The sequence below is a fragment of the Williamsia deligens genome (assembly GCF_024171765.1).
Taxonomy (GTDB): Bacteria; Actinomycetota; Actinomycetes; order Mycobacteriales; family Mycobacteriaceae; genus Williamsia_A; species Williamsia_A deligens.
This window is the reverse complement of sequence record NZ_JAMTCI010000001.1, coordinates 2441424-2461995: the sequence shown is the minus strand read 5'-3', so window position 1 is coordinate 2461995 and position 20572 is coordinate 2441424. Positions and strand designations below refer to the sequence as shown.

Genomic DNA, 20572 nt, shown 5'->3' with positions numbered 1-20572 from the left:
CGGGGTGGCCTCGTCGGGTGGCTCGACCGGGGTCGGGCCGGTGTCAGCGAGCTGACGTCACTTCCGTGGAAGCGATCAGATCACTTGACGGAGACCTTGGCGCCGGCCTCTTCGAGCTTGGCCTTGGCAGCCTCGGCGGCGTCCTTGTCCACCTTCTCGAGGATCGCCTTGGGGGCGCTCTCGACGAGGTCCTTGGCCTCCTTGAGGCCCAGGCCGGAGACGACCTCACGGACCACCTTGATGACCTGGATCTTCTTGTCGCCGGCGCCCTCGAGGACGACGTCGAACTCGTCCTGCTCGACAGCAGCCTCGGCGGCACCGCCGGCCGGGGCACCCGCGGCCGCGACAGCGACGGGAGCCGCTGCGGTGACCTCGAAGACCTCTTCGAACTTCTTCACGAAATCGCTGAGCTCCAGCAGGGTCAGTTCCTTGAACTGATCGATGAGCTCGTCAGCGCTGAGCTTCGCCATGATGGCGTCCTTCCTGTTGTCCCCGGATCGGGGAATGTTTCTGGGGTGGTGATGTGGGCGCGGGTGCGCTCACTCGGCAGCGTCGGCCGGTGCGTCGGCAGCAGGCTCTGCTTCCGATGCGCCGCCCTCGGCGGACTTCTTCTCCTGCAGGGCCGCGGCGAGACGCGCGACCTGCGATGCGGGCTGACTGAACAGCCCGGCAGCCTTGGCGAGGTTGCCCTTCATGGCGCCGGCCATCTTGGCCAGCAGGACCTCACGGGTCTCGAGATCGGCGATCTGGTCGATCTCGGCGACGGACAGCGCGCGGCCGTCCATGTAGCCGCCCTTGACGATCAGCGCCTTGTTGTCCTTGGCGAAGTTCTTGATCGCCTTGGCCGCGTTGACGGGCTCGCCCTCGATGAACGCGATCGCGGTGGGACCGACGAACAGGTCGTCGAGGCCCTCCACGCCCGCTTCGGTGGCGGCGCGCTTGACCAGCGTGTTCTTCGCGACGGAGTAGGTCGCGCCCTCGCCGAGGGAACGACGCAGATCGGTGATCTGCTTGACCGACAGACCGCGGTACTCCGTGATCACGGTCGCCGTGGAACCCCGGAACTGCTCTGCGATCTCCGCGACTGCGGCTACCTTCTCGGACTTGGCCATGTCTCGCCTCCTCTCCTACGTGTCGTGTCGGACGGTCCCTTGTCGGAGGGATCCACGGGGCCGGAGACGACGAACGCCCCGGACGCAGCTGGTCCGGGGCGCGGAGGGGGCGGGCGCTGGGCCCGACGCGATCACACCTCGTTCCCCTGCGTGGGTCGCCGGCATGCACCGGGCCTTCGGAACCCCCGCGAGGCGGGAGATCGACCGACGGTCTCTGGTTGAACGATCAGAGCGGGCCGCCGAGGCGACGTACGCACTGGAGTCCCAGCGTACGGGCCGGTGGCGCACCGTCCAAATCGCCGGCCACCGGCCCGTGGGAGGCACCGGCACGGCGTGCGCGAAGTATCGATCCGGTAACGGAGGCGGACCGCGGTCCCACTGTTGTCACGATGCGTCCGGCCCCCTCGTTCGATCGCAATAGGTTGGGTTACATTCGGTCGGAACGGGTCGTGACCTGCGCCACAGTTGCTGGGGTACGGGATCGACCGACGACGGAGTGGACTCGAGGACGCGTCCGCTGCGACCAGCACAGCATCCGTGCAGCTGGGGACGCAGACACGTGCTCGCCCCGCCACAGCGAAGGTGCGTGCGATGACAGTGTCTGCAGAACCCGGCGACGTGCCGGCCATCGGGCCGGTGTCCTCTGTGCGGAACGCCGCCCGTCCGGTCCCCGTTCCTCTCCCGGTCACCACACCCCGTCGGACCACGCCGACCCCGCTGCCCACGCTCCCCCTCGGCGACCCGACCGGCGGCGCGGACGCCCTGCGGTGGAAGCAGCTCGTCGACGGTCCTCAGCGCTACGCCGACGTCGCCATCGACCGCTCCGTCGAGATCCGCATGTCCGACGGTGTCGTGTTGCGCGCCACCGTCATCCGACCGGCCGACGCCTCCCGCACCGCCGTCGACACCGCGTTCCCCGCGATCGTCAGCGTGAACCCCTACAACCGGGCTGTGCTCGACGGGATCGACACCGCCCTGCACAACCCGCTGTTCGGTCGCGCACTGCGCGGCCTCGCCGACACCGTCGACCTCGCCGGGACCCCGCTGTCCGGCATCACCGACATCACCCGGACGATCGCCGGCGGCGCCCTCGAGGTGTTCGGCATCAACCGCAGCCTCGTACGCAGCGGCTACACCCAGGTCATCGTCGACGTGCGCGGCACCGGGTCGTCCCACGGCAAGTGGCAGATCCTCGGCGCGCGGGAGCAGCAGGACTCGGTCGAGATCTGCGACTGGGTCGCCGAGCAGCCGTGGTGCGACGGGACGTTCGGTCTGGCCGGATGGTCGTACTCGGCGATCAACTCACTGCAGGCGGCCGACAAGCGCCCCGCCGGCCTCAAGGCCGTCTTCGCCGTCGAGGGGTGCGAGGACATCGTCCGCGACATCTACATCACGGGCGGGATGCCGTCGCTGTTCATCCCCATCTGGCTCTCGGTGGTCAACGTCCTCAAGTGGATGCCCAACCCGGCCACCGCGGCGAAGGACCTCGTCGACGGCAACGGGCTGACCTGGTTGCGCCACCGCGTGGCGTCGCCGGCGACCGAGGTCGGTTCGCTCGCGTGGGGTTTCCTCACCGGCCGCGACGACCGCATCTACGACGACCCGTACTTCGACGAGCGCGATCCCGACGTCGCCCGCATCGAGGTGCCCACCTTCCTGTTCGGTGCCTGGCACGACCTGTTCGGCCGCAGCGCGACCTCGGTCTACGACCACCTCCAGATGGAACCGGGACGCAAGCAGCTCGTCGTCGCCGACGGCTATCACATCGATGCGGGATCCGGCTTCGGGTCGACGGGCAACCCTCCTCGGGTCGACGTGCTCGAACGCGCCTGGTTCGACCGGTGGCTCAAGGACATCGACAACGGTGTCGAGCAGTACGGACCTGTGACCCTCGAGCAGCAGGGCGGCTCGTGGACGTCGGGTGAGAGCTTCCCCCGCCCCGGGGTGTCGGTCCGCCGACTCGACCTCACCGACTCCTGTTCCGCCACCGCCGACCACGCGGTCTTCGACGGTGTGCTCGGCACCGATCGTCCGCGGGGCCGCCGCGCGCTCGGCGTCCGGCCCGACACCCGCGGCCTGAAGTCGCGCGACATGTCCCAGGTGACCGCCGGGATCACCGCGATGCTGGGTCGCGAGTTCACCGTCGACGCCCGCGGCCAGGAGGCCGGCGGCCTGACCTTCACCACGGCCGCCACCCGGGAGCGCACCCAGATCTCCGGGTCGATGAACCTGCATCTGTACGTGTCGACGTCCGGCAACGAGGGGACGTGGGCGGTGACCGTCAACGACGTCGCCGCCGACGGGACCTCGACGGTGCTCACCAACGGCGCGCTGACGATGTCGAACCGGGCCTACGACAGGTCGAAGTCGGAGTACGCCGCCGACGGCACGCTGCTCTCGCCGTACCACCACCTCAGCCGGCGACGGAAGCTGCCGGTGCCCGCGGACGTGCCGATCCCCATCGACATCGACCTGGTCCCGACCGACGCGGTCCTCGAGATCGGTCACCGACTGCGCGTCGACGTCTACGCCGCCAGCTTCCCGCGGTACATGACGGTCGTCCCCGACCTGATCCGTGCCCGCGGCCGTCGCCAGTCGCTGGTCCTCGACCCCGCGCACCCGAGCTACCTGTCGTTCCTGGCGGTCGGCGCACCCGGCTGGTGATCAGCTCGCCGAGTGGGCACACGATGCGCACCGAGTGGGCCGACAACGCACGCCGAGCGGGCACTCAGCCGATCGGGACGTCGCTCTCGGTGAACAGCACGCGGTAGATCCACCCGGCCTCCGGCCCGACGACGTCGGCGACGAGGTCGATGAGCGTGGTCGCGAACGCCGGACCGTGTGCCGCTCCCCCACTGTCGTCGAGGTGGTGTGCCAGTTCGTGCAGCACCACCAGCTCCCGTAGCGCCCACCGTCCCTCGCGGTCCTCCGGCACCGCGATCACCGCCGGTGGACCCGCCTCGTAATGGGCACTCCTCGGTCCACGGCGGGCGCGGACGACGACAGGCTCGACGGCACGGGGGAACCGCTCGCGCACCGACGGGCGGGCCAGCACCCGCTCGACGTGCGCGGCCACCGACTCGACCGAACCGAACCGAGCCTCCGGCGGGACGGTCACCGGGACGCCGCCGATCTGTGCCCCGGTCCCGGGCGCCTCGAACACCAGGTGCGCCATCCGTTCCGCGGCGTAGAGCGCTTCCCGCCCCCGGTCGGTCCCCATGCGCGCACCGTACTCGGGGGCCCGGACAGCCTCGCCGGACCACCGGCGTCGCCGGTCCGGATTTCCGGTCATGCCGCCTGACCTGCGGCGATTCCCGATGAGGCTGGAACCGTCCACCTGTGCGGGGGATCCTCGAGGTGCCGCCGGAGCTCGGTGGCCGCCGCCGGTCGGAATGCCGGGGGCGACCGGAAAACACACGTGGAGGAGAAGTCCATGCAGTTCACCAACGGTGCACTCGCCGCGACCGTCAACGGCGCCTTCGCCGACGTCCAGCCGGGCCTGACCGGAGCCGACGCCTCGGCGCCCGTCATGACCACGCCGGCGACCGTCGTCACCACGCCCGAGGACATCGCGCTCGTGACCGCCACCCTGAACGCCACCACCGCGGTCGTCAACGCGGCCAACGCCGCGAACAGCTGACCCGGACCGCGCTCCCGGCCGCGGCCGACCCTCGTGGTCGGCGTGCGCGGCCGGGAGTCGCGCCGACCCGACGCATCTCCCATCGACCTCAGGAGTGAGGATGTCCGTTCGCAGCGCCGCCCACGCCGCGGCACGGGTCCGCCGTGTCGCCGCCGTGGGTCAGACGGTGAACGCCGCCGAGTCGCTCGCCCGCACACATCTGTACGCCGACGACGGGATCCTCCGGGGTCAGGCCGTCGCCACCAACGCACCACTGGCCCGTCGCAGTCGTCGACTCGCCAAGATCCTGGATCACCCGCGCACCGCCACCGTGCTGTCTGCCGCCGACCTCGTCTGTGGCCTCGCGACGCTCGCGTTCGCCGACCGGCGTCCGGTCCGCATCGCGTCGGCTGCCACCTCGACGCTGGTGGCGAACCTCTCGGCGCAACGAAACCCCTACGGTCGGGACGGGTCCGACCAGATGCAGCGCGTCATCCAGGGCTACGACGCGATCAGCGGCGTCGTCGCCGACCCCGACCGCGCCGACGACCTCTTCCTGCGCGCGGTCAACGCGCAGCTGGCGATCTCGTACGCCGCCTCGGGACTCATCAAGCTGGTGTCCTCGGACTGGCGATCGGGTCGGGCGTTCGCGGGCGTCATGCGTACGTCCATGTACGGCGACCCGCGCGTGAGCCGACTTCTGGAACGGATGCCGTTCCTGGGGACGGTGATCTGCTGGCAGACCATCCTGTGGGAGACGGCGTTCCCGGTCGTCTATCTGCTGCCTGAGCGCCTCAGTCGTCCGGTCCTCGCCTTCGCGAAGGTGTTCCACCTGGCGATCGGGCACTTCATGGGTCTGCCCCGCTTCATCTGGGCGTTCTCGGCGACGCATCCGGCGACCGAGTACGTGCTGGCAGCGCGTGGCGCCACGCCGACGACGCCCGCGCTGCGTCTGCTGCGGGGTGGCGCGGAGACGGTGACGGAGGTCGCGGCATGAGCGTCGAGACGCTGCTGGGCGGTGGACTCGCCGGAGTCCTCGGATTGTGGGCGACCCGCGCCGCGTCGCACCGCCGCTCGGAACGCGAGCTGCGGGAGCAGGCACGGTCCGGCAACACGGTGTTCGATCTCGGCGACGGGCGCGTCGAGTACCGCACGTGGGGGGCGGACCACCGCGACGGCCCGATCGTCGTGTGCGAGAACGGTCTCGGCGCCCCCCTCGAGTGCTGGGACTGGGTCGCCGAGGCGCTGTCGTCGTCGACGAGCGTGGTCGCCTACCACCGCGCTGGGTACGGCGCGACGACGGCGACAAGCGACCCGGGCGCCCTGATCCAGGGCATCCTGCGGCGCGAGTTCGACGGTTCGCGGCCGGTGGTGCTCCTCGCGCACTCCATCGGTGGGATGGCGGTGCGTGCGGCGCTCGCCCACACCCCGGACCTGGCGCGACGCGTCGTCGGCGTCTGCCTCGTCGACAGCACCGATCCGTCCCTTCTCGACGCGGTGTGGTCGGACCCGGAGCGGCGCGGACGCATCATGCAGTCGATGCACCTCGAGATGGTCGGGGCGGTGCTGGGCACCACGACCGTGGCCAACCCGGTCCTCGACGAGGTCGACCACCGCTCGTCGGTGCAGCAGCGGTTCGCCAGGTTCGTCGTCGACACCCGCACCGTGCGCACCGCGACGCGCGAGTACCGACGGTTCTCGGAGGCGGCGTCGGCGCTGTCCCGCAGCCCGCTGCCCCCGACCCTCGTGCTGAGTGCGTCGAACAGCCACGAGGGCTCGACGGCGCACATGCGCGCACAGCGTTCGCTCGCCGACGGACTCGGTGCGACCCACCAGGTGGTGCACGGCGCCGGCCACCGGTCGATCCTCGGGTTCCGGCGGCACGCCGAGACCGTCGCCGACCAACTCGAGCGGTGGTACACCGGCACCTGCGTCCGATCGGTCGAGGAGGTGGCCTCATGACCCGGCTGCGCGACGTGATCGCGGGTGCGGCCGTCGGCACCGTGGCCGGCCACCTCGTGCTCACCGCCGTCGACAACCTGCCCGACCAGCACGCGACGGCGCGACGTGTCGCGCCCTGGGCCGGCGAGACCCCCACATGGCGGTTCTTCGGCCCCAACCCGGGTGTGGACGACATCCACCTGTTCACCCGGCCGGCGGTCGAGGGGTCGCCCACAGCGGAATGGGAGGAGGTCGAGCTGAGCGTCGACCGACCGTGGTGGGCGCCACTGTGGAACCCGGGCACGCGGGGACCGAAGGCCCTGTTCGACGCGACGCAACAGCTCAAGATGCTCGCCGTCTCCCACGACGGCGACTTCGACGCGATCGCCTCGTCGCCGCCGTACCGCCTCCTCGCCGATCACGTGATCCACGCGGCGTCGCGGTTCGGCGACCCGGCGCAGGTGCAGTTCCTGTTGCTGACGTCCCGGCCCGGGCCCACGACCTCGCTGCTCCAGCCCGTCCTGGTGTCACGGTTCTTGGACTGCCCGAGGGCGTCGTCGGCGGAGCCCGTCCCGACCTGACGCAGCCGACGAAGTTTGTCAGACTAACGACATCGTCGCGGCCTCACGGCCGCACGGAGGAGAGGAGTTCGAAGAATGTCCCGACTCGGAGTCGAGTACGCCAAAGCCGGTCTCCTGGGCGTGTTCGCGGTCATCGCGCTCATCGCCATCGTGGTCGGTGGGGCGCCGTCCCCGATCTACATCGCGCTGCCCGTGATCCTCGGTCTCGTGGCCATCGGCATCTGGTGGCGTGCCGAGACGGTGCACAAGTCCTAGGCACCCCGTCCTGGAGGTCGTGATGCGCAAACTCGTGACAGCCCTGCGGTCAGGATGGCGCGCTGCCGACGCCGTCGGGGTCAGACTGATCCTCGCCTCGGTGTGTGCGCTGTTCGCGTTGTCGCTCGTCCAACTGGCCGTGTCGGTGGCGCTCGCGCCCGCCTACGTCGACTGGTTCCTCGCCGACCACGGGTGGGCGACCCGCGCCGATGCGCCACCCGGCGAGGTGCTCGGCATCTACATCGGCATCGGGGTCCGCTGTGTGTTCGCCCTCTTCTGGGTGTTCTCCTTCACGCGACTCGTCGAATACGTCGTCGAGAGGTCATCGCATGCCCTGACCGTCGTCGTCGCCTACGGACTGATCACCGTCATCGGATACGGCTACTGGGTCGTCGACGGCGGACCCTGGTGGCTCACCACGCCCCGCGCCCTACAAGTCGCCTGCGGTGTCGTGATCCTCGCGAGCGTCGCCCTGCCGCGCACGCGGTCGTGGCTGCGGGCGGCGCCGGCAGTCCGGACCACCGATCGTCATCCGCAGGACGTGGGCTGACGGATCGACCCCAGAGCAAGCGCCGACCACCCCTGTGGCGTGACCGTGCCGGTGGTCCCCGCACAGATGCGTGCCAGGTCGGCCCGGCCGTCCAGCGTCCACAGCTGGACGGCCGGGCCGCTCGTCGCGATCAGGCCACCGTGGGCGTCGAACGCCGTCTCGACCGTCTCCCCGGCCGACCGCGCGGCGATCGAGCTGCCCGACAGCGGCCGGGGGGCGTCGACCCCGGCGGCGCGGAAGAGCCGGACACCGGCGTCGGCGGTCGTCACCGCTATCGTCGACCCGTCCGGTGAGACCGCCAGTGCCCCCACCGCAGCCGGGACCGACCGCGTCGCAGCGGTACCCGACGACAGGTCCCACACCCGCAGAGTCTGATCGTCGCCCCCCGAGACCAGGACGTGGTCGTCACGCGACAGCGCGACGGACCGAACCCGCCCTCGATGCCCGAGCAGCACGGGTCCGGGACGCGGCCGGGACGCATCACTCACGTCCCACCCGCGGATCGAACCGTCCGCGAATCCGACCCAGACCGCCCTCCCATCAGAACTCGCCGCGATCGACTCGACGAACGATCCCGGGCCCATCAATGACGGACCGCCCCAGGACGTCCGGTGAGGGTCGCGGACGTCGACCAGACGCACGCTGTAATCGGAGTCGGCGACGACGAGACGGTCTCTACCCATGGCGCTGACCCTCTGCAGATATCGCGTCGACAACGGCAACGACGGCCCCACCGCCCGCAGTTGCGTGGGGTCGGTCGTGTCATACAGGGACAGTCTGCTGGAACCACCACCGGCCACCGCGGTGAGTGAGCCGTCGTCGCGGATTGCGACATCCGGCTGGGCGTCGGAGGTGCCGATCCCGATCGAGGAGAGCTGAGCGAGCGACCGTCCCCCGGTCCCTGCGGATCCGATACGCGAGATGCTGAACCGACCGTCGGAACCCACTGTCGCGGCGACACCGGCAGACCGAGCGAGGGCGAGTCCGGTGATGGCGCCGTCGTGGATCAGAACGGGCGTCGACGGGGGTCGCCACATCCGGATCCGACCGTCCGATCCACCGGCGACGATCCGCGAACCGTCGGGGGTGTAGGCGATGGCAGCCACCGCGCCGGATGTGATCGACATGGGCTGCCCGATCTCCCTCGGCGGGCCCCCGGTGTCCCACCGGCGGATGGTGCCGTCGAAACTCCCGACGGCCAGGGTCCGTGAGTCCGGCGCGAACATCACCGACCACACCGCGTCGGTGTTCACGTCGATCGGCGCACCCAGAGCGCGGGGTGTGGGGCCGTCGTCGAGCCGGTACACCAGGACCGCAGGGTCGTCGTCGCCGACTGCGAGCCTGGTGCCGTCGGGGCTGAAGGCCAGTGCGTGGACGGTGCGTCGGACGTCTGCCGCGACGACCGTGCGTAGGCGCGGGGCCGCGGGTGACGAGACGTCCCACAGTCGCGTGATCCGGTCGTCGCCGCCGGTCGCCAGCGTCCGGGAGTCCGGAGCCCACGCGACCGCGCGCACGGCTGCGCCGTCCCCCGTCACGAGCTCGGACACCCGCCGCGGGGAGGCGGGGTCGTGTACGTCCCACACCTCGGCGGTGCCCGCGTCCGTCGCGACCGCGAGCACTGGGCCCGAGGGACTGAACCGCGCCAGGTACGCGGCCGGGCCTGCGCTCCGCACGCGACCCCGCTCGCGAGGTGCGGACGGATCGGAGATGTCGAACAGCCGCACCACCCCGTCCCCGCCGGCGGTGGCGAGCAGTGTCCCGGTCCGGTCGATCGCGACCGACGTGCCGAAGGCGCCGTGGGCGTCCCGGACGGTCGCCGCGGGCCGCAGCGCGCCCGACCGGTCATCGACCCGCCACACCCGGACCGCCCGGTCGTAGCCGATGCTGGCGACGACGTCGCCGTGGGGACCGACCGCCACGTCGTAGACGGTTCCGCGATGCGCGTCTGTCGCCCCCGCGATCGGCATGGTCTCGCTGGCGTACAGGCGGGCGAGGGCGTCGTCGTCGGGGCGGTCGAGATACGCCGCCGCCGTGAGATAGGCCGACGTCGACGGGTCGTCGGCACGCAGGCTGTCGGCGGTCGCCATGAGCCCGATCGCCTCGGCACGCTCACGGGCGTGGACCGCCTGCCGTCCGACCATCACCGCGTAGGCGGCCACCGCCGACACCACGACCAGCAGGACGGCGATCGACGCCGTCACCGCGCGCCGGCCCCGTCGGATCCGGCGCTCCCGCCGCTGCGAGGCGGCGAGGAACCCGTCGAGCAGCCGGTTGCGCGGCCCGGCGGTCCGGTCGCGGTGGTCCAGGAGCGGTGCGGCCTGGGCGAGCCGGGCACCGACGTAGAGGAAGTGCCGCTGGCGGTCGTGGGCGTCCCACGCACGGGCGTCGGCGAGAACTCGTTGCCGGAGAGGTCCGATCTCCGCGTCGCGCTCGATCCATTCGGCCAGACGCGGCCAGGCCACCAGGAGCGACTCGTGGACCAGCCCGACCCGCTCCGCGCTCACCGTCACCAACCGGGCGGCTGTCAGGTGGTCGACGACCGCGCGCACGCGGTCGGTGTCGTCGAACGCGGCGATGAGGGCGTCTCGGTCGACGTCGACGCAGGTCGCCCCGCCCGGGTAGAGGTGGATCAGGGACATGAGGACCGATGTGGCGGTGGCGCGCCCTGGCTTGTCGAGCCGCGCCCACGCGTCTTCTGCGGCCTGCGACACCGACCCGGCGACACCCCCGACCGCGCGATAGCCGGCCACCGTGAGCGTCGCGTGCGTCCGCCGTGTCCATGTCGCCGCGAGGACATGCGACAGCAGCGGCAGACGGCCGGCACGGTCGTCGTGGGCCGTCGCGCGGTGGACGTCGGTGATGACGAGGTCGGCGAGCCCGGCCTCCACCCGGAGCCCGGCGTCGCGGGCGGGGCCGGTGATGACCTCCCGGAGCTCGGCGTCGTTCATCGGCGGCAGGATCATCGATCGCCGGGCCAGGAGTGCTCCGAGCCCCGGCAGGCGGAGGCAGGCACCGAACAGGTCGGCGCGGACCGTCAGCACCACGACGACCCGCGGCCTGTCACCGCCGGTTGCCGCGGCTGTCACCGCGTCGGCGAATGCGCGTCGGCGGGACGCGTCACCCGCGCCCAGGACGAGTTCGAGCCGGTCCACGACGAGGACGGTCCGCTCGTGGTCGACCTCGCGCACCGCGTCCTCCACCTGCGCACGAGGGTCGACGCCGAGCTCCACGCGGAGGTACTTCCATCTCGATCCCGCCGGCGACGGGTCGTCGTCGAGAGCACGGCCTCCGATGAGTCCGGCGCTGAGCAGCGACGACTTCCCCGCCGCGCTCGGGGCTGTCAGGGCGAGCACGGCCGGCGACGACCTGTCGGCAGCGACCGCCCGGATGCGCCCGACCAGCTCCTCGACCGCGCGACTGCGGCCGTGGAACACCTGGTGGTCGTCGGTCGTGTACTCGGACAGACCCCGGTACGGCGGTCTCCCCGCGGGGATCGACGGGTGCAGGTCGTCCTCGCCAACCGTGGTGTCGCGCGCCGTGACGTGTGCGAAGAACTCGCGCCAGGCGTCGACGCTCACGATCGCGGGTTCGACGTCGGACCGGGTTCGGTCGACGGCGGCGATCAACGCGATCAACACCGGCTCGAGGGTGGGAAAATCGGCGGGGAGGTGCCTTCCCCGACGCCAGTCGCTGATGCGTTGCGGTGTCATCGCCCGCCGCCGGCCCGCGGTGGGGACACGGTTCGCGGCTGCGCTGACCCGAGCCAGCGTCGGGGAACCGGCGAGCACGATGAGCCGGGTGAGGCGCTCGGCGAACGGGTCACACGCACCTGCACCCATACGCAGTGACGATAGTGCGCCTCACGAAATCTCGCGCGGCGAGCCCGACGCTGCGGGTCAGCCCTCCTCGAGCGCTCCGCGGGGCGCCCCGAGCCGCTCCTGCTCCCCGATCCGGGCGCGACGGCCCGCACGGTCGCCGGCCCGGCGCGCACCCTCGGAGTAGCCCGCCGACGCGCTCGACCCCCGCCACGTGCCGCGGGCGGTGGACTCGGCGCGGTGGTAGTCGACCACCTCGATCTCCTTGTCCCGCAGCGCGATCTGGGTGGACCGCGACCGGCCGGTGTCAGCGGATTCCGCCTCGGCCCGGGCCTCGTCGCGCGCCTCACGCAGCCGGGTGCCGATGCGCTCGGCGAACGCCGACTGGAAGTTCAGGCGCGCCGTGATCGGCGACAGCGGCGTGTACTCGACCCGGCGCCGGGTCCGCCACGCACCACGGTCGGTGACGACCTTCGCGGCCACCTCCTCCTTGTACGCACCGGACTTCAGGTAGGCGTCGCTCGCGGTGACCATCTGCACCACCAGCGAGCTGTAGAGGGTCTCGGTGGCGTCGATGTCGCCCGGGAAGCCGTAGGCCATCACGAAGGTCGAGTTGTGGGCCACGTCGACCTTCAGGTCGTTGGCGTGACCGATCGCCACGAACAGCGCGACGTAGGTCCGCAGTCCGCGTTTACCCGCCGTGCCGATCGCGATCTGGCGGACCGTCGGCGCCGATCGTGCGGCGGACGGGTCATGGGCGCGTGCCACCGCGATGTCGATGGAGGCGGCGGTCGCCAGGCGCTGCGCCGCCTGCAGGAACGTCGCGGCCTCGTGTTCGTTGTCGGTGCCCTCCGCCTGCCGCAGCAGGTTCGCGATGCGTGTGAGGTGTTTGTCGTCTCGCATGTTCATTCGACTCTCCCGGACTCCCGTCGGTTCCGTCCGACGGCGCAGACGGCGACAGCCGCGTCGGATCGTGGGATCCGACGCGGCTGTCGCGCTGTGGTGCTGGAGCGGAGATCAGGCCGCCTCCGCCGAGCGGAGATCAGGCCGCCTCCGCCGAGCGGAGATCAGGCCGCCTCCGCCGAGCGGAGATCAGGCCTCCGGGGCCACCGCGTAGTTGCGGTTGACCGCCGGGTCGACCGGGATGCCCGGGCCCGACGTGGTCGAGACGGTGACCTTCTTGAGGTACCGGCCCTTCGCGGCGGACGGCTTGGCGCGCAGAATCTCGTCGAGCGCGGCGCCGTAGTTCTCGGCCAGCTTGGTCTGGTCGAACGACGCCTTGCCGATGACGAAGTGCAGGTTCGCGGCCTTGTCGACGCGGAAGTTGATCTTGCCGCCCTTGATGTCGTTGACAGCCTTCGTCACGTCCGGCGTCACGGTGCCGGTCTTCGGGTTCGGCATCAGGCCACGCGGGCCGAGGACGCGTGCGATGCGTCCGACCTTCGCCATCTGGTCCGGCGTGGCGATGGCCGCGTCGAAGTCGAGCCAGCCGCCCTGGATCTTCTCGATCAGGTCCTCGGCGCCCACCTCGTCGGCGCCGGCGGCGGTCGCCTCGGCGGCCTTGTCACCGACGGCGAACACGATCACGCGCGCGGTCTTGCCGGTGCCGTGCGGCAGGTTGACGGTGCCGCGGACCATCTGGTCGGCCTTGCGGGGGTCGACGCCGAGACGGATCGCGACCTCGACGGTGGCGTCGTACTTCGACGAGCCCGTCTCCTTCGCCAGCGCTGCAGCCTCCAGCGGGCTGTACAGCTTGTCGCGATCGACCTTCTCGGCCGCGGCCTGATATGCCTTGCTCTTCTTGCTCATGTGCTCAGTTCCTTCTCCGCAACTCACGCGGATCGGTGGTGTACGGGCCGAGCCGGCCCTCCCACGAGTTGGGTGTCGGCGCGATGCCGACGGCGTCGACGGATCGCCGACGGTGTCCTGCTGGACGGCTTAGCTCAGCCGTCGACCGTGATGCCCATCGACCGGGCGGTGCCGGCGATGATCTTCGCGGCCTGCTCGACGTCGTTGGCGTTGAGGTCTTCCTGCTTGGTCTTGGCGATCTCACGGATCTGGTCCATGGAGACCTTGCCGACCTTGTTCGTGTGCGGCTCGCCCGAACCCTTCTGCAGGCCGGCGGCCTTCAGCAGGAGCTTCGACGCGGGAGGCGTCTTCAGCTTGAAGTCGAACGAGCGGTCCTCGTAGACCGAGATCTCGACCGGGATGACCGAGCCACGCTGCGACTCGGTCGCCGCGTTGTAGGCCTTGCAGAACTCCATGATGTTCACGCCGTGCTGACCGAGCGCCGGACCCACCGGCGGGGCGGGGTTCGCCGCACCGGCCTGGATCTGGAGCTTGATGATCCCGGCGAGCTTCTTCTTCTTGGGGGGCATCTCTCTATTACCTTCGGTTGTCCTCGTGTGTGCCCGTGCCCGTCATCCGATCGCACCGGATGAGCACGTGGCGTCCCGCGTCCGCTGGAGACGCGAAGTGTTCGGTGGACCCGATCAGATCTTCTCGACCTGACCGAAGCCCAGTTCGACCGGTGTCTCACGGCCGAAGATGGAGACCAGCACCTTCACCTTGCGCTGCTCGGCGTTGACCTCGCTGATCGACGCCGGGAGCGTGGCGAACGGGCCGTCCATGACGGTGACGCTCTCGCCGACCTGGAAGTCGACCTCGATGACCGACGCGGCGGCTGCAGCCTCGACACCGTCGGCGCCGGCGCCTGCCTTCGCACCCGTCGCCTTCTTGGTCTCGACGCGCGGCAGGAGGAACTTCAGGACCTCCTTGAGCGTCAGCGGGGACGGCTTGTTGCCGACCTGGCTGACGAACCCGGTGACGCCGGGGGTGTTGCGCACGGCGCCCCACGACTCGTCGTTGAGTTCCATGCGCACCAGGATGTAGCCCGGCAGCACCTTGCGGTTGACCTTCTTCTGCTGGCCGTTCTTGATCTCGGTGACCTCTTCGGTCGGCACCTCGACCTGGAAGATGTAGTCGCCGACGTCGAGGTTCTGCACGCGGGTCTCGAGGTTGGCCTTCACCTTGTTCTCGTATCCGGCGTAGGAGTGGATGACGTACCAGTCGCCCGGTGCGCGCCGCAGTTCCTTCTTGAGCTCCTCGACGGGGTCGACCTCTTCGGCGGGCTCGTCGGCGGAGCCGTCCGTGTCTGCGTTGGTGTCGGCGTCGGCGGGCTCGGTGATCGAGCCGGCGACGGCCTCGGTCAGCTCGGCGGTGGCGTCGGGGTCGACGGGTGCGTCGGTCGGATCGGTGTCGGACTCGACGATCTCGCGGTCCGCGTCCTGGATCGACTCGGTCTCGACGACGTCGTCACCGACGGTCGCCTGGTCGTTCTCGGGGGTGCTCACTGCAGCCCACGCTCCCTTTCGTTGCTGTTCGTGCTCGCTCGCTCGCGGCTGTCGTGCTCGCGTGTCGTACCGGTGTCGGCGCCGTGACCGGTCAGCCGAACAACCACAGGACGAGCCGTGCGAACCCGAGGTCGATCCCCGAGATGAACGCGGTCATGATGATCACGAAGATCAGCACGATGATCGTGTACTGGATCATCTCCTGACGCGACGGCCAGATGACCTTGCGCATCTCGGAGACGACCTGCGTCAGGAACACCCACAACCGCGTGAACGGGTTGCCGCGGCGTTCCTTGGCCGGTGCGGCCTTCGGCCGGTCCTTCAGTGCGACGCCGCCGGCGGCGGTGTCGTCGCCTGCGGTGTCACCGGCTGCCGTGGCAGCGCCACGCTTGCCGCGCGGCGTCGACGACCGCTTGCCCGAGGGCTTCAGCTCGTCGGATGCCTCGGTGGTGTCGGTACCGGTGTCCGGAGCGTCCACGTCGGTGGCGTCGGCATCGGCTGGCCCCTTGGCGCGGGCGGCCCTATCGCGCTTGCTCACCGTGTTCCTCTCCGTCGATCCGGTGACGGCCGGGTGGCCGACCGTCGTCGTGCGATCCACCGTGACCGTCGCCTGACGACAGCGACCCCGGTGAGGGCAGGGGCGACAGGACTTGAACCTGCAACCTGCGGTTTTGGAGACCGCTGCTCTGCCAGTTGAGCTACGCCCCTATATCGCGGCCGACCCTGCACACACCACCATGAAGGCAGCGCGAAGCGCGGCGACCGCAGACACTGCAGTGTACGACACCCGAACCGGCCAACTCCAATCCGCCCACGTCAGCGGCCCTGCGGCCAGGACGGGAGGAGGCTGCGGGTCAGGCGAACTGGACGTTGGCGAACGCGCGCCCGAAGATCTTCTTGCCGTTGGACTTGGCGGTCATCGCGATCTGTCCGCGACGCGTCTCGGGATCCAGCGACTTCACCTTGGCGGTGAGGTCGATCTGCCCGTAGCCGTCGGCCGGGACGTACACCGGGCTGGTGAAGCGCACGTTGTACTCGTAGACGGCACCGGGGTCGCCGACGAACGCGGAGATGTAGCCGCCACCGATGCCCATCGTCTGCATACCGTGCGCGACGGCTGTGTCCAGTCCGGCGATCTTCGCGATCTCGTCGCTGAAGTGGATCGGGTTCGGGTCACCGGCGACGCCGGCGTAGTTGATCAGGTTGCCGCGGGTGAGCTTGACGGTGCGCGGCTCGAGTTCCTGGCCGACGTGCACGTCGTCGAAGCTGATCGCGCCGTACGGCTTGGGGTCGACGACGGGGTCGGGCTCGGTGAAGAAACCGCTGTGGTCGGCGACGGTGCGGCCGTGGTCGTAGAAGGCGCCCTCGACCAGCATCGTGTGCGCGACCGTCGTCATGAACGACGGGTCGGGGGCCTCACCGGCGCGCGCGACGAGCGTCGTCCAGGTGGTCATCACCGGCACGTCGTGCTGGTTGTGGATCTGGTTCTTGGTCACCATGATGTCCGCGCCGCCCATCTGGCGGTACGAGTCCAGGGAGACGACGCAGATGAGGCGGTCACCCACCTCGACGGGCTTGTGGAAGACCAGACGCTGATCGGTCTGCATCATCTTCCACAGGTCCCAGCCCTCCACCATCTCCTCGAAGAGACGGCGCTGGGCGATCATGCCGGGGATCGCGGCGAACGACAGCGGCGCGATCAGCGTGGGATGGCCGTTCGCGTTCGCGGCGGCCTCGTTCCAGTGGACGGGGTGACCGTCCTGGACTGCGCGGGCGTACTCGCGGACCTTCTCGCGACCGACCTCGTAGTAGTCCTCCACCGTGTAGTGGAAGCCCACCTGGGCGGCGGTCCGCTCGGCGATCTCCTCCGGCGAGAGGCTGTTCTGGCTGGCCATGATGGCCAGACGGTCCTCGACCGAGTTGATGGACGTGTCACTCGCGTTGGTCACCCGAAACCCCTGTCTGTCGCTGCTCCCTTACCGAAGTGACCACCGCCGAGAACGGCGATGGTCACGTGGTGGGGATCGTCAGCGCGATTCCTTGTGCCCCTGGTGCTTGCCGCAGTTCGGGCAGAACTTCTTGATCTCGAGGCGGTCGGGATCGTTGCGACGGTTCTTCTTGGTGATGTAGTTGCGGTGCTTGCACACCTCGCACGCCAGGGTGATCTTCGGGCGTACATCGGTCGAGGAAGCCATGGTTCTCTCGCCTTTCCGGTGAATGTCTGTGGGTAGCGATGGCCGGACTCGAACCGGCGACCTAACGATTATGAGTCGTTCGCTCTAACCAACTGAGCTACACCGCCATGGCTTCCCGGGGACGGTCCCGGGAGTCCAGCGAGCCCCCTAACGGAATCGAACCGTTGACCTTTTCCTTACCATGGAAACGCTCTACCGACTGAGCTAAGGGGGCCGGTTCCGCGGGCAGCAAGCCGCCCGAAGAGCCGTACCGAGGTTACACACCGGTCTGATGGGTGACCAAATCGCTGTGACCTCGGTGGTGGCACGTGAAGGATTCGAACCTTCGTAGCTTGCGCGACGGATTTACAGTCCGCTCCCTTTGGCCGCTCGGGCAACGTGCCGTGCACCGCGCGAACAACTGCTCGCGCGACGACTCGAAACAGTACAACGTCACCCCCGACGTCGCGAAAACCGCACCTCGCGCCCAGGTTTCGCATCCGGGGCTGTCGTTCGCACGGTGGCCTGCCGTTCGCACGTCCACGAGTCGTTCGCACGCCCCCGGCGGCATGCGAACGGCGCGCAAGCAGGCGAACGCACTCAGGCACCGCGGCGGAGCCGTTGCATGCGGTTGATCGCGCGTTCGATGCGAGCGATCACCACGTCGGGGCGGTGGACCAGCTCACCCCAGTTCCACCGAACGACGACGAAACCGAGGTCGACGAGATCCTGGGCCCGAAATTTCTCCTCGTCGAGGACCTCACGAGCACTCTTCTCCGAGTACTCGCCGAAGTACTTCCCCATCCCATCGCACTCCCCCACCAGCCCGAACTCCTCCCAGAAGAAGTCGACCCGGGCCACACGCCGGCCACCGGGGGCGAGGATGACCCGTTGCAGGTCTGGGCGAGGCAGTCCGGAGCGGTCGAGGACCAGTCGGCTCCACGACTCGAGCGGGCTCTCCGCCCGTCGGTCCAGCACGTCGAGCACGACACGCGCTCGTCGGCGGCCGTGGACCGGCCCCAGGGCGGCGAGGGTGGCGGCGAGGTCCTCCCGCGTGCACAGCTGCCGCCGGAGTGCCGCGTCGCCGACGATCACCGCTGTCCGCTCCGCTGCACCGCAGGCGAGGTCGACGACGGTACGTGCCACCGAGGTGGTCAGCGTTCCTGCGCGGTAGACCAGTTCCTCCTCGGCGACGTTGCGGCGCAGGACGCTGACCGAGGAGCGCTGCGTTCCCGAGGCAGTTCCGCCCGGACGAGCCAGTTGCACGCGCGAGAGATCAGCGCCCACCACGGGGAGCCCGTGGTTGATCGCCGCCGTCACGCCGGCGAGTGCCGTCGACGACGCCATGCCGGCGACGACCGCCTTCGCCAGTGCGAGGTGGGTGTTCTCCGGGAACGGCCCGACGGCGTCGGCGTGCATGTAGTAGCCGGGGCCGACGCTGACGAGCACGCCCTCCCGGAGGACGGCGCCCAGGCGGGCCCGGGTGCACCCCATGACCTCGAGCTCAGCGCGTGTGGCTGCGTGACGGAACTCGGGTGCGTGGGTCATGAACGGAGCCTGCCGACGGTGCATGACGATGCCGGGCTCGTCGGCGCACCAGGACGCGAGTTGTCCACAGGTCGGACCGCATCCCCGCTGCGCTGTTCGCACGCCATCGCGCTGTTCGCATGGCGCCGGCGGCGTGCGAACGACACGGGAACGCGCGAGCGACATCAGACCGCGCGAACTGTGTCGAAGTGCGCGGGGCGACGTCGATAGGGTGGCGCAATGGCTGATTCATCGTTCGACGTGGTGAGCAAGGTCGACCGGCAGGAGGTCGACAACGCCCTGAACCAGGCGGCGAAGGAGCTCTCGCAGCGCTACGACTTCCGGGGCACCGACACCGGCATCGAGTGGTCCGGCGAGGAGAACATCGTCATCTCCTCCGGGTCCGAGGAGCGCGCGCAGGCGGGTCTCGAGGTGTTCCGCGAGAAGCTCATCCGCCGCGACATCTCCCTCAAGGCGTTCGAGGCCGGCGAGCCGATGTCGTCGGGCAAAGGCTTCAAGATCACTGGCACCATCAAGCAGGGCATCGACACCGAGAAGGCCAAGAAAATCACCAAGGCCATCCGCGACGAGGGCCCGAAGGGCGTGAAGGCGCAGGTCCAGGGTGAGGAGCTGCGGGTGTCGAGCAAGAAGCGCGACGACCTGCAGGAGGTCATCGCGCTCCTGAAGAGCAAGGACTTCGAGATCGCCCTGCAGTTCGTGAACTACCGCTGATCGGCCCCGCTCAGCGAGGCCCGCGCGCCATCTCCTCCAGGCGCGCGATGCGCTGCTCCATCGGCGGGTGCGTCGAGAACAGCTGACCGATGCGCTCGCCGTTGCGGAACGGGTTGGCGATCATCATGTGGCTCTGCGCGGCGAGGTCGGGCTGGGGCGGCAGCGGCGCGGCCTGCACCCCGCCGGAGATCTTCCGCAGGGCCGACGCGAGCGCCAGCGGGTCGCCCGTCAGCTCGGCACCGGACGCGTCCGCCTGGTACTCCCGCGACCGCGACACCGCGAGCTTCACGACGGTCGCCGCGATCGGGCCCAGCAGCGAGATGAGGATCAGCGCGAACGGGTTGGGCCCGTTCTCGCGGTTGCCGCCGAACATCCCGGCGAACATCGCGAAGTTGGCCAGACCGCTGACGACGGCCGCGAGCGCGCCGGCGATCGACGAGATGAGGATGTCGCGGTTGTAGACGTGGCTCAGCTCGTGGCCGAGGACCGCGCGCAGCTCCCGCTCGTCGAGCAGGCCCATGATCCCCTGCGTGCAGCAGACCGCGGCGTTCTGCGGGTTGCGGCCCGTCGCGAACGCGTTCGGCGCGTCGGTGGGGCTGATGTACAGCGCGGGCATCGGCTGCCGTGCGGTCGTGGCGAGCTCACGCACGATCCGGTACATCACCGGCGCCTGCACCTCGGTGACCGGCTGGGCGTGCATCGCCTTGAGCGCCATCTTCGCGCTGTTGAAGTAGACGTAGGCGTTCATGCCGACGGCGAACAGCACCGCGATCAGCAGGATGGCGGGGCTGCGGAACGCCGCACCGATCGCGACGATGATCGCCGACATGACGCCGAGCAGGAGGACGGTCTTCAGTCCGTTGGCGTGGCCGTGCATCGCGTGAACTCCTCGGAGGATCGTGAGTGCCGGGGT

21 protein-coding genes and 4 tRNA genes are annotated in these 20572 nt (G+C 69.9%); 8 read left to right on the top strand and 17 right to left on the bottom strand.

Features of this window, described 5'->3' with window-relative positions; translation table 11 throughout:
- Positions 1 to 80 precede the first annotated feature (80 nt).
- Both rplL and rplJ read right to left on the bottom strand, forming a co-directional pair.
- Positions 81 to 470, bottom strand: coding sequence for a 50S ribosomal protein L7/L12 (rplL, locus tag LX14_RS11555; protein ID WP_253647334.1), 390 nt, complete (start codon positions 468 to 470; stop codon positions 81 to 83).
- A 69-nt stretch (positions 471 to 539) separates the two neighbouring features.
- A complete protein-coding gene (rplJ, locus tag LX14_RS11550) occupies positions 540 to 1112 on the bottom strand; it encodes a 50S ribosomal protein L10 (RefSeq protein ID WP_253647333.1) in 573 nt (190 codons plus the stop codon).
- A gap of 591 nt (positions 1113 to 1703) precedes the next feature.
- On the opposite strand from rplJ, the gene LX14_RS11545 reads away from it, so the two are divergent.
- Positions 1704 to 3776, top strand: a complete 2073-nt coding sequence (locus tag LX14_RS11545) for a CocE/NonD family hydrolase (protein WP_253647332.1) — start codon at positions 1704 to 1706, stop codon at positions 3774 to 3776.
- Positions 3777 to 3840: 64 nt separating this feature from the next.
- Here LX14_RS11545 and LX14_RS11540 read toward each other — a convergent pair whose 3' ends face one another.
- Positions 3841 to 4332: a TIGR04338 family metallohydrolase gene (locus LX14_RS11540; RefSeq protein WP_253647331.1), complete on the bottom strand. Its 492-nt coding sequence runs from the start codon at positions 4330 to 4332 to the stop codon at positions 3841 to 3843.
- 213 nt (positions 4333 to 4545) lie between these two features.
- Between LX14_RS11540 and LX14_RS11535 the strand changes: the two genes are divergently transcribed.
- From LX14_RS11535 to LX14_RS11510, 6 genes are all read left to right on the top strand, one after another.
- Entirely contained in the window at positions 4546 to 4752 is a 207-nt protein-coding gene (locus LX14_RS11535) for a hypothetical protein (RefSeq protein ID WP_253647330.1), read from the top strand.
- 100 nt (positions 4753 to 4852) lie between these two features.
- Complete coding sequence (locus LX14_RS11530; protein ID WP_253647329.1) at positions 4853 to 5728, top strand: HTTM domain-containing protein; 876 nt, start codon at positions 4853 to 4855, stop codon at positions 5726 to 5728.
- Entirely contained in the window at positions 5725 to 6693 is a 969-nt protein-coding gene (locus tag LX14_RS11525; RefSeq protein ID WP_253647328.1) for an alpha/beta fold hydrolase, read from the top strand. The genes LX14_RS11530 and LX14_RS11525 overlap by 4 nt, the downstream gene beginning before the upstream one ends.
- A complete protein-coding gene (locus LX14_RS11520) occupies positions 6690 to 7253 on the top strand; it encodes a hypothetical protein (protein WP_253647327.1) in 564 nt (187 codons plus the stop codon). Before LX14_RS11525 ends, LX14_RS11520 begins: the two co-directional genes overlap by 4 nt.
- Before the next feature lie 75 nt (positions 7254 to 7328).
- Positions 7329 to 7508 carry a hypothetical protein gene (locus LX14_RS11515; protein WP_253647326.1) on the top strand — a complete coding sequence of 60 codons (180 nt, stop codon included), beginning with the start codon at positions 7329 to 7331 and terminating at the stop codon, positions 7506 to 7508.
- 22 nt (positions 7509 to 7530) lie between these two features.
- Positions 7531 to 8058 (top strand): hypothetical protein, encoded by a 528-nt coding sequence (locus LX14_RS11510; protein WP_253647325.1) that lies wholly within the window; start codon positions 7531 to 7533, stop codon positions 8056 to 8058.
- On the opposite strand, the gene LX14_RS11505 is transcribed toward LX14_RS11510, so the two are convergent.
- From LX14_RS11505 to LX14_RS11445, 13 genes are all read right to left on the bottom strand, one after another.
- Entirely contained in the window at positions 8037 to 11897 is a 3861-nt protein-coding gene (locus LX14_RS11505; protein ID WP_253647324.1) for a WD40 repeat domain-containing protein, read from the bottom strand. The genes LX14_RS11510 and LX14_RS11505 overlap by 22 nt on opposite strands.
- Positions 11898 to 11954: 57 nt before the next feature.
- Positions 11955 to 12776: a DUF2786 domain-containing protein gene (locus tag LX14_RS11500; protein ID WP_253647989.1), complete on the bottom strand. Its 822-nt coding sequence runs from the start codon at positions 12774 to 12776 to the stop codon at positions 11955 to 11957.
- 189 nt (positions 12777 to 12965) lie between these two features.
- A complete protein-coding gene (gene rplA / locus LX14_RS11495) occupies positions 12966 to 13682 on the bottom strand; it encodes a 50S ribosomal protein L1 (RefSeq protein ID WP_253647323.1) in 717 nt (238 codons plus the stop codon).
- Between the two features lie 134 nt (positions 13683 to 13816).
- Complete coding sequence (gene rplK, locus LX14_RS11490) at positions 13817 to 14251, bottom strand: 50S ribosomal protein L11 (RefSeq protein WP_253647322.1); 435 nt, start codon at positions 14249 to 14251, stop codon at positions 13817 to 13819.
- Between the two features lie 114 nt (positions 14252 to 14365).
- Positions 14366 to 15226, bottom strand: a complete 861-nt coding sequence (gene nusG / locus LX14_RS11485) for a transcription termination/antitermination protein NusG (RefSeq protein WP_253647321.1) — start codon at positions 15224 to 15226, stop codon at positions 14366 to 14368.
- A 91-nt stretch (positions 15227 to 15317) separates the two neighbouring features.
- Entirely contained in the window at positions 15318 to 15764 is a 447-nt protein-coding gene (secE, locus tag LX14_RS20965; RefSeq protein ID WP_253647320.1) for a preprotein translocase subunit SecE, read from the bottom strand.
- Between the two features lie 97 nt (positions 15765 to 15861).
- Positions 15862 to 15934: transfer RNA gene (locus tag LX14_RS11475), tRNA-Trp, on the bottom strand.
- A gap of 146 nt (positions 15935 to 16080) precedes the next feature.
- Positions 16081 to 17121, bottom strand: coding sequence for a fused (3R)-hydroxyacyl-ACP dehydratase subunits HadA/HadB (locus LX14_RS11470; protein WP_253647988.1), 1041 nt, complete (start codon positions 17119 to 17121; stop codon positions 16081 to 16083).
- A 132-nt stretch (positions 17122 to 17253) separates the two neighbouring features.
- Complete coding sequence (gene rpmG / locus LX14_RS11465; RefSeq protein WP_045823858.1) at positions 17254 to 17421, bottom strand: 50S ribosomal protein L33; 168 nt, start codon at positions 17419 to 17421, stop codon at positions 17254 to 17256.
- Positions 17422 to 17454: 33 nt separating this feature from the next.
- Positions 17455 to 17528, bottom strand: a tRNA-Met gene (locus tag LX14_RS11460).
- 34 nt (positions 17529 to 17562) lie between these two features.
- Positions 17563 to 17635: transfer RNA gene (locus LX14_RS11455), tRNA-Thr, on the bottom strand.
- Positions 17636 to 17720: 85 nt separating this feature from the next.
- A tRNA-Tyr gene (locus LX14_RS11450) sits at positions 17721 to 17804 on the bottom strand.
- Positions 17805 to 18000: 196 nt separating this feature from the next.
- Complete coding sequence (locus tag LX14_RS11445) at positions 18001 to 18948, bottom strand: putative endonuclease domain-containing protein (protein WP_253647319.1); 948 nt, start codon at positions 18946 to 18948, stop codon at positions 18001 to 18003.
- 219 nt (positions 18949 to 19167) lie between these two features.
- Here LX14_RS11445 and LX14_RS11440 point away from each other — a divergent pair, with 219 nt between their 5' ends.
- Positions 19168 to 19659, top strand: coding sequence for a YajQ family cyclic di-GMP-binding protein (locus LX14_RS11440; RefSeq protein WP_253647318.1), 492 nt, complete (start codon positions 19168 to 19170; stop codon positions 19657 to 19659).
- A 10-nt stretch (positions 19660 to 19669) separates the two neighbouring features.
- Here the strand turns inward: LX14_RS11440 and htpX are convergent, their stop codons facing one another.
- Entirely contained in the window at positions 19670 to 20536 is an 867-nt protein-coding gene (htpX, locus tag LX14_RS11435) for a zinc metalloprotease HtpX (RefSeq protein WP_253647317.1), read from the bottom strand.
- Between the last annotated feature and the right edge of the window lie 36 nt (positions 20537 to 20572).

Excerpts from the sequence above, each read along its gene's own strand:
- LX14_RS11470 (WP_253647988.1), bottom strand. The coding sequence starts at position 17,121 with ATGGCCAGCCAGAACAGCCTCTCGCCGGAGGAGATCGCCGAGCGGACC.
- LX14_RS11440 (WP_253647318.1), top strand. The coding sequence starts at position 19,168 with ATGGCTGATTCATCGTTCGACGTGGTGAGCAAGGTCGACCGGCAGGAG.
- rplA (WP_253647323.1), bottom strand. The coding sequence starts at position 13,682 with ATGAGCAAGAAGAGCAAGGCATATCAGGCCGCGGCCGAGAAGGTCGAT.
- LX14_RS11530 (WP_253647329.1), top strand. The coding sequence starts at position 4,853 with ATGTCCGTTCGCAGCGCCGCCCACGCCGCGGCACGGGTCCGCCGTGTC.
- rplK (WP_253647322.1), bottom strand. The coding sequence starts at position 14,251 with ATGCCCCCCAAGAAGAAGAAGCTCGCCGGGATCATCAAGCTCCAGATC.
- htpX (WP_253647317.1), bottom strand. The coding sequence starts at position 20,536 with ATGCACGGCCACGCCAACGGACTGAAGACCGTCCTCCTGCTCGGCGTC.
- rpmG (WP_045823858.1), bottom strand. The coding sequence starts at position 17,421 with ATGGCTTCCTCGACCGATGTACGCCCGAAGATCACCCTGGCGTGCGAG.
- LX14_RS11500 (WP_253647989.1), bottom strand. The coding sequence starts at position 12,776 with ATGCGAGACGACAAACACCTCACACGCATCGCGAACCTGCTGCGGCAG.
- LX14_RS11520 (WP_253647327.1), top strand. The coding sequence starts at position 6,690 with ATGACCCGGCTGCGCGACGTGATCGCGGGTGCGGCCGTCGGCACCGTG.
- LX14_RS11535 (WP_253647330.1), top strand. The coding sequence starts at position 4,546 with ATGCAGTTCACCAACGGTGCACTCGCCGCGACCGTCAACGGCGCCTTC.
- LX14_RS11545 (WP_253647332.1), top strand. The coding sequence starts at position 1,704 with ATGACAGTGTCTGCAGAACCCGGCGACGTGCCGGCCATCGGGCCGGTG.
- LX14_RS11540 (WP_253647331.1), bottom strand. The coding sequence starts at position 4,332 with ATGGGGACCGACCGGGGGCGGGAAGCGCTCTACGCCGCGGAACGGATG.
- LX14_RS11505 (WP_253647324.1), bottom strand. The coding sequence starts at position 11,897 with ATGGGTGCAGGTGCGTGTGACCCGTTCGCCGAGCGCCTCACCCGGCTC.
- rplL (WP_253647334.1), bottom strand. The coding sequence starts at position 470 with ATGGCGAAGCTCAGCGCTGACGAGCTCATCGATCAGTTCAAGGAACTG.
- LX14_RS11445 (WP_253647319.1), bottom strand. The coding sequence starts at position 18,948 with ATGACCCACGCACCCGAGTTCCGTCACGCAGCCACACGCGCTGAGCTC.
- rplJ (WP_253647333.1), bottom strand. The coding sequence starts at position 1,112 with ATGGCCAAGTCCGAGAAGGTAGCCGCAGTCGCGGAGATCGCAGAGCAG.
- LX14_RS11515 (WP_253647326.1), top strand. The coding sequence starts at position 7,329 with ATGTCCCGACTCGGAGTCGAGTACGCCAAAGCCGGTCTCCTGGGCGTG.
- LX14_RS11510 (WP_253647325.1), top strand. The coding sequence starts at position 7,531 with ATGCGCAAACTCGTGACAGCCCTGCGGTCAGGATGGCGCGCTGCCGAC.
- LX14_RS11525 (WP_253647328.1), top strand. The coding sequence starts at position 5,725 with ATGAGCGTCGAGACGCTGCTGGGCGGTGGACTCGCCGGAGTCCTCGGA.